The organism is Shewanella sp. 11B5 (assembly GCF_002836795.1).
Lineage (GTDB): Bacteria > Pseudomonadota > Gammaproteobacteria > Enterobacterales > Shewanellaceae > Shewanella > Shewanella frigidimarina.
On the sequence record NZ_PJAP01000552.1, the window covers coordinates 1 to 4,421 of the forward strand.

A 4,421-nucleotide genomic window follows, 5' to 3' on the forward strand; every position below is an offset into this window, starting at 1 on the left:
TTCAACCGAGTCTACATATTGATATAAATTATCTAAGGCAGCTTTTTCTATATCAATGACTTTACGGCCCCATTGACGAAATTGAGTGTGATTTACCATACGACTCTCTCTGTTAGCTTAATACTTTACCTTTATGCTCCAATCTAATGCGACTGAAATACAACAATTTGGTACGCAATAAAGGTGATTAATAATAGTGCGCCATGCCAGCGAGTAAGTTGTTGCTTAGCGCCACTGGATAATACTAAAACGGCTAATGCTGCACTGGTGCCTAATACCATATAGAAATCTCTTCCACTGGCTGAAGCATCTATTTCACCAGGAGAAATCAATCCTGGTAGTGCCAGTACCGCAAGAATGTTAAATAAGTTAGACCCAACAATATTACCAATGACGAGGTCGTGTTCTTTTTTTATGACTCCAGCAATACAAGCCGCTAATTCAGGTAAGCTGGTTCCTACTGCGATAATGGTTAAGCCAATCACAAGATCTGACAACCCATAAAACTTTGCAATACCCACCGCGCCATCAACCATCCAACTTGCTGATAGGGGGAGCAATATAATACCGACAATTAGCCAAATGATAGCATGAAAGGTTGGCACATTTTTAGGGATCTCAGATTCAAGTTCATCATCTAAGCTGTCTGGGGTTTTATCATGAGTAGCTTGCCAAATAAAATATCCCATCAACAGCAAAAGTAATGCGATGAGCATGATACCTTCTGCTTGTGTCAACACATTATCATGCAAGGTGTAACCAGCAAATACCGTCGCAGCTAACATGATAGGTATTTCGCGTTTTAAGGTCTTCGAATCTAAGCTAATGGCACCTAGTAAGGCGGTTAATCCTAAAATTAAGGTAATGTTGGCAATGTTTGAGCCCAATACGTTTCCAATAGCGGTATCACGCATGCCATCCATTGATGCGGTGGCGGCAACAAACATTTCAGGTGCAGAGCTGCCCATCGCAACGATGGTGAGTCCAATTAACATTGGAGGTAACCCTAAGTTACGGGCAAATGCAGCCGCTCCGTAAACAAATCTATCCGCACTCCAAACTAAAACAGCAAGGCCAACAACTAACATTAGGATATTAACTAGCATGTGATTCCGATAGTAGTAATTTATTAACGTGCATTTTCGCTGGATTTTTCTCAAATTGAAAGCATTGCACAGTAATTGTCCACGTAATGATATGGATATAGTTGTCGCTTAATCGACAATTACAGTACAATTTGCCTTCAACTTAAAGCAAGGAAGGCTGTTATCTCCTCAACGCCAATGTCTGATATGAGCAAATCAAGTAATAAACCTCTGGTAGAAGTTAACCATTTAGCGTTTAGCCATGGTTCACGCGTGATTTATGAAGATATTTCTTTATCGATCCCAAAAGGTAAAGTAACAGCAATCATGGGGCCCAGTGGTATCGGTAAAACCACCTTGTTGAAATTGATTGGCGGACAGTTAACCCCCAGCAGTGGGCAAGTCCTATTTGATGGCCATGATATACACAAGCTTAAACGCAAAGATCTATTTGAATTGCGTAAGCGCATGAGTATGCTATTTCAAAGTGGTGCAATGTTTACCGACCTTAATGTTTTCGATAATGTTGCGTTTGCATTAAGAGAACATTCTGGATTGCCTGAAGATATTATTCGCACCATTGTATTGATGAAGCTTCAAGCTGTCGGACTTCGTGGCGCTGCATATATGATGCCTAACGAGTTATCTGGTGGTATGCAACGTCGCGCTGCATTGGCACGAGCGATTGCACTAGAACCAGAGATGGTACTGTACGATGAGCCCTTTGCCGGACAAGATCCTATTTCAATGGGCATGCTCGTAAAACTTATTCGTGAGTTGTCGGATTCATTAAAACTCACTTCAGTAGTGGTTTCTCACGATGTAGATGAAGTATTAGGTATTGCAGATTATGTCTACGTAATAGCAGACAAAAAAGTGATTGCACATGGTACTCCAGAGCAATTACGTCAATCTGACAATCCACAATTGGTTCAGTTTATTCAAGGTGCACCAGATGGCCCTGTGCCATTTCATTATCCTGCTGAGGATTATCAAGAGGAGCTACTTCGTGGGTGCAATTGATTATATTGCCGACATTGGCAAATATGCACTGAAAATAGTGTTGGGTTATGGTCGAGCTGGCATTATGTTATGGCGCGCGATCGTACATGTTCCTCGCATTAAAAAAGGCACTCCATTACTGATTAAACAGGTTTATGTGCTGGGTGTCCGTTCGATGGTCATCATTTTAGTGTCGGGTTTGTTTATCGGTATGGTATTGGCTCTACAGGGATATAATATTCTGGTTGAGTTTGGTACTGAAGAAAGTTTAGGGCCTATGGTGGCGTTAAGCTTGTTACGTGAACTTGGGCCAGTTGTTGCAGCGTTATTATTTGCTGGGCGAGCAGGCTCAGCGTTAACCGCCGAAATTGGTTTAATGAAATCGACCGAACAATTGTCGAGTTTAGAAATGATGGCAATAGACCCGCTAAGACAAATCATTGCGCCGCGCTTTTGGGCGGGTGTGATTAGTATGCCATTACTGGCGTTGATGTTTAGCTTAGTGGGTATTTTGGGTGGACATTTAGTCGGTGTTGAATGGAAAGGCATCGATAGCGGTGCATTTTGGTCTATTCTTCGTGCGTCAGTTGAATGGCGAGAAGATATAGTTAACTGTTTGATCAAAAGTGTTATTTTTGGTGTGGTGGTGACATGGATTGCCTTGTATCGAGGTTACGAAGTCCAACCCAACCCTGAAGGCATCAGTCGCGCAACAACTTCAACGGTTGTACAGGCTAGTTTAGCGGTTTTAGCACTGGACTTTTTGCTTACGGCAATCATGTTCGGAAATTAAGATTTTTTCATTGTTTAGATTAATTTAAGTGGTTTAAGAGTATGTTGACACGGAAAATAGAGTTAATGGTAGGCGTGTTTTTGTTGTCAGGTTTATTGGCATTTTGTGTATTGGTATTCAATGTTGCAAATGTCGAATTAAAATCTAGCGCCCAGACTTATGAGTTGGTAGCCGAGTTTAACAATGTCGGCGGTTTAAAGGTGCGTTCACCAGTAAAAGTGGGCGGTGTTGTTGTCGGACGTGTGACTGATATTACCCTTGATACTCATAAACTAGTGCCTATTGTGACGTTAACAATGGATAAGCGCTTTGATCAATTTCCTGAAACCAGTAGTTTGGCCATTTTGACTTCAGGCTTGCTTGGCGAGCAGTTTATTGGTTTAACACCTGGTTTTATGGACGATGACATTTCGATGCTTGCCAATGGTGATAAAGTGCATGACACGCGTGGCGCATTGATTTTAGAAGATTTAATTGGTCAGCTGTTATACAGCATGTCATCTAAAGATAAATAGGAACGCTATTATGAAAACGTTTTTTAGTTGTGTTATAGCTTTATGCCTAGTTGGCAGCGCCGTTATCAGCCAAGGTGCTTCGGCTGCTAATGATGAGGTGAACACGAGTGATCCTTATGAGATGATCAAACAAGTCGCCAATATGACCTTTGATCGGTTTAAATCAGATAAAGAATTAATTAATGCCGATTTAGGTCACTTAAAAGTGATTGTACGTGAAGAGCTTATGCCTTACGTCGATTATAAATATGCTGCATATAAAGTTATGGGCCAGTATTTAAGTGATACAACCGTTGATCAACGTAATCGTTTTGTTGAGGCTTTTGAAGGCTATTTAGTTGCCACTTATGCTCAAGCATTAACAGAATATACCGATCAAAAAGTCGCATTTGATCCACCGAGTGATTTTAGCGATGAAAAAATAGTTGAAGTGAACGTGCAGATTATCGAAAAAGGTCGTCCACCGATTAAAATTCAATTTAAAGCGCGTCGTTTGAAAGACAACACTTGGAAAGCATTTGATTTAGTGGCGGAAGGCGTGAGCTTACTCGCCTCTAAACAGTCTGAAATTTCTAATTTAATCCGTCAGCAAGGTATTGAAGCGGTGATTACAATGTTGAATGATAAAACTCAACAGACTATTGATCGCCAACCAGCAAAAGAAGCTGCAGCTGCGTGATTACCTTCAATCAACAAGATCAACGTTGCATTGTCAGCGGTCGATTAACACAAGATGAAGTAAAACAATTGTGGCCTAAACGCCATGAATTGTTTACTGCATCGACTCAAGTGGTAGACTTATCAGCATTGGAATACGTCGACAGTGCAGGTGTTGCATTGTTATTAGCGTTTATCAAACTACATGCTTCAAGTAGCCAAGAAACAAGTGTGTCACGTCAATTGGTTAATCCAAGTGAGCAGCTCAAGAAAATGATTGAGCTTTATGATTTAGACGCTTTTTTTCAGCCAAATATAGTTTCAAATAGTAAAGGTAATTGATTTCATGGAATGCAAGGTTATTGAACA

6 protein-coding genes and 1 pseudogene are annotated in these 4,421 nt (G+C 40.8%); 5 read left to right on the forward strand and 2 right to left on the reverse strand.

The features are described 5' to 3' along the window. Both CXF78_RS21855 and CXF78_RS12965 read right to left on the reverse strand, forming a co-directional pair. Positions 1 to 99: pseudogene (locus CXF78_RS21855) on the reverse strand (D-arabinose 5-phosphate isomerase); the annotation flags it as partial. Between the two features lie 44 nt (positions 100 to 143). Next, positions 144 to 1,106 carry a calcium/sodium antiporter gene (locus tag CXF78_RS12965; protein WP_011638808.1) on the reverse strand — a complete coding sequence of 321 codons (963 nt, stop codon included), beginning with the start codon at positions 1,104 to 1,106 and terminating at the stop codon, positions 144 to 146. 177 nt (positions 1,107 to 1,283) lie between these two features. Here CXF78_RS12965 and CXF78_RS12970 point away from each other — a divergent pair, with 177 nt between their 5' ends. From CXF78_RS12970 to CXF78_RS12990, 5 genes are read left to right on the forward strand one after another with little or no spacing between them, the layout of a single operon-like run. Then, positions 1,284 to 2,108: an ATP-binding cassette domain-containing protein gene (locus CXF78_RS12970; protein ID WP_011638807.1), complete on the forward strand. Its 825-nt coding sequence runs from the start codon at positions 1,284 to 1,286 to the stop codon at positions 2,106 to 2,108. Beyond that, on the forward strand, positions 2,095 to 2,880 hold the full coding sequence (mlaE, locus tag CXF78_RS12975) for a lipid asymmetry maintenance ABC transporter permease subunit MlaE (RefSeq protein WP_011638806.1): 786 nt from the start codon (positions 2,095 to 2,097) through the stop codon (positions 2,878 to 2,880). Before CXF78_RS12970 ends, mlaE begins: the two co-directional genes overlap by 14 nt. A 41-nt stretch (positions 2,881 to 2,921) precedes the next feature. Then, the gene (gene mlaD / locus CXF78_RS12980; protein WP_011638805.1) at positions 2,922 to 3,395 is read left to right on the forward strand and encodes an outer membrane lipid asymmetry maintenance protein MlaD; all 474 of its coding nucleotides are present in this window, start codon (positions 2,922 to 2,924) and stop codon (positions 3,393 to 3,395) included. 10 nt (positions 3,396 to 3,405) lie between these two features. Further along, positions 3,406 to 4,074, forward strand: coding sequence for an MlaC/ttg2D family ABC transporter substrate-binding protein (locus CXF78_RS12985; protein ID WP_220491815.1), 669 nt, complete (start codon positions 3,406 to 3,408; stop codon positions 4,072 to 4,074). Then, positions 4,071 to 4,394: an STAS domain-containing protein gene (locus CXF78_RS12990; protein WP_011638803.1), complete on the forward strand. Its 324-nt coding sequence runs from the start codon at positions 4,071 to 4,073 to the stop codon at positions 4,392 to 4,394. Before CXF78_RS12985 ends, CXF78_RS12990 begins: the two co-directional genes overlap by 4 nt. The last annotated feature ends 27 nt before the right edge of the window (positions 4,395 to 4,421 follow it).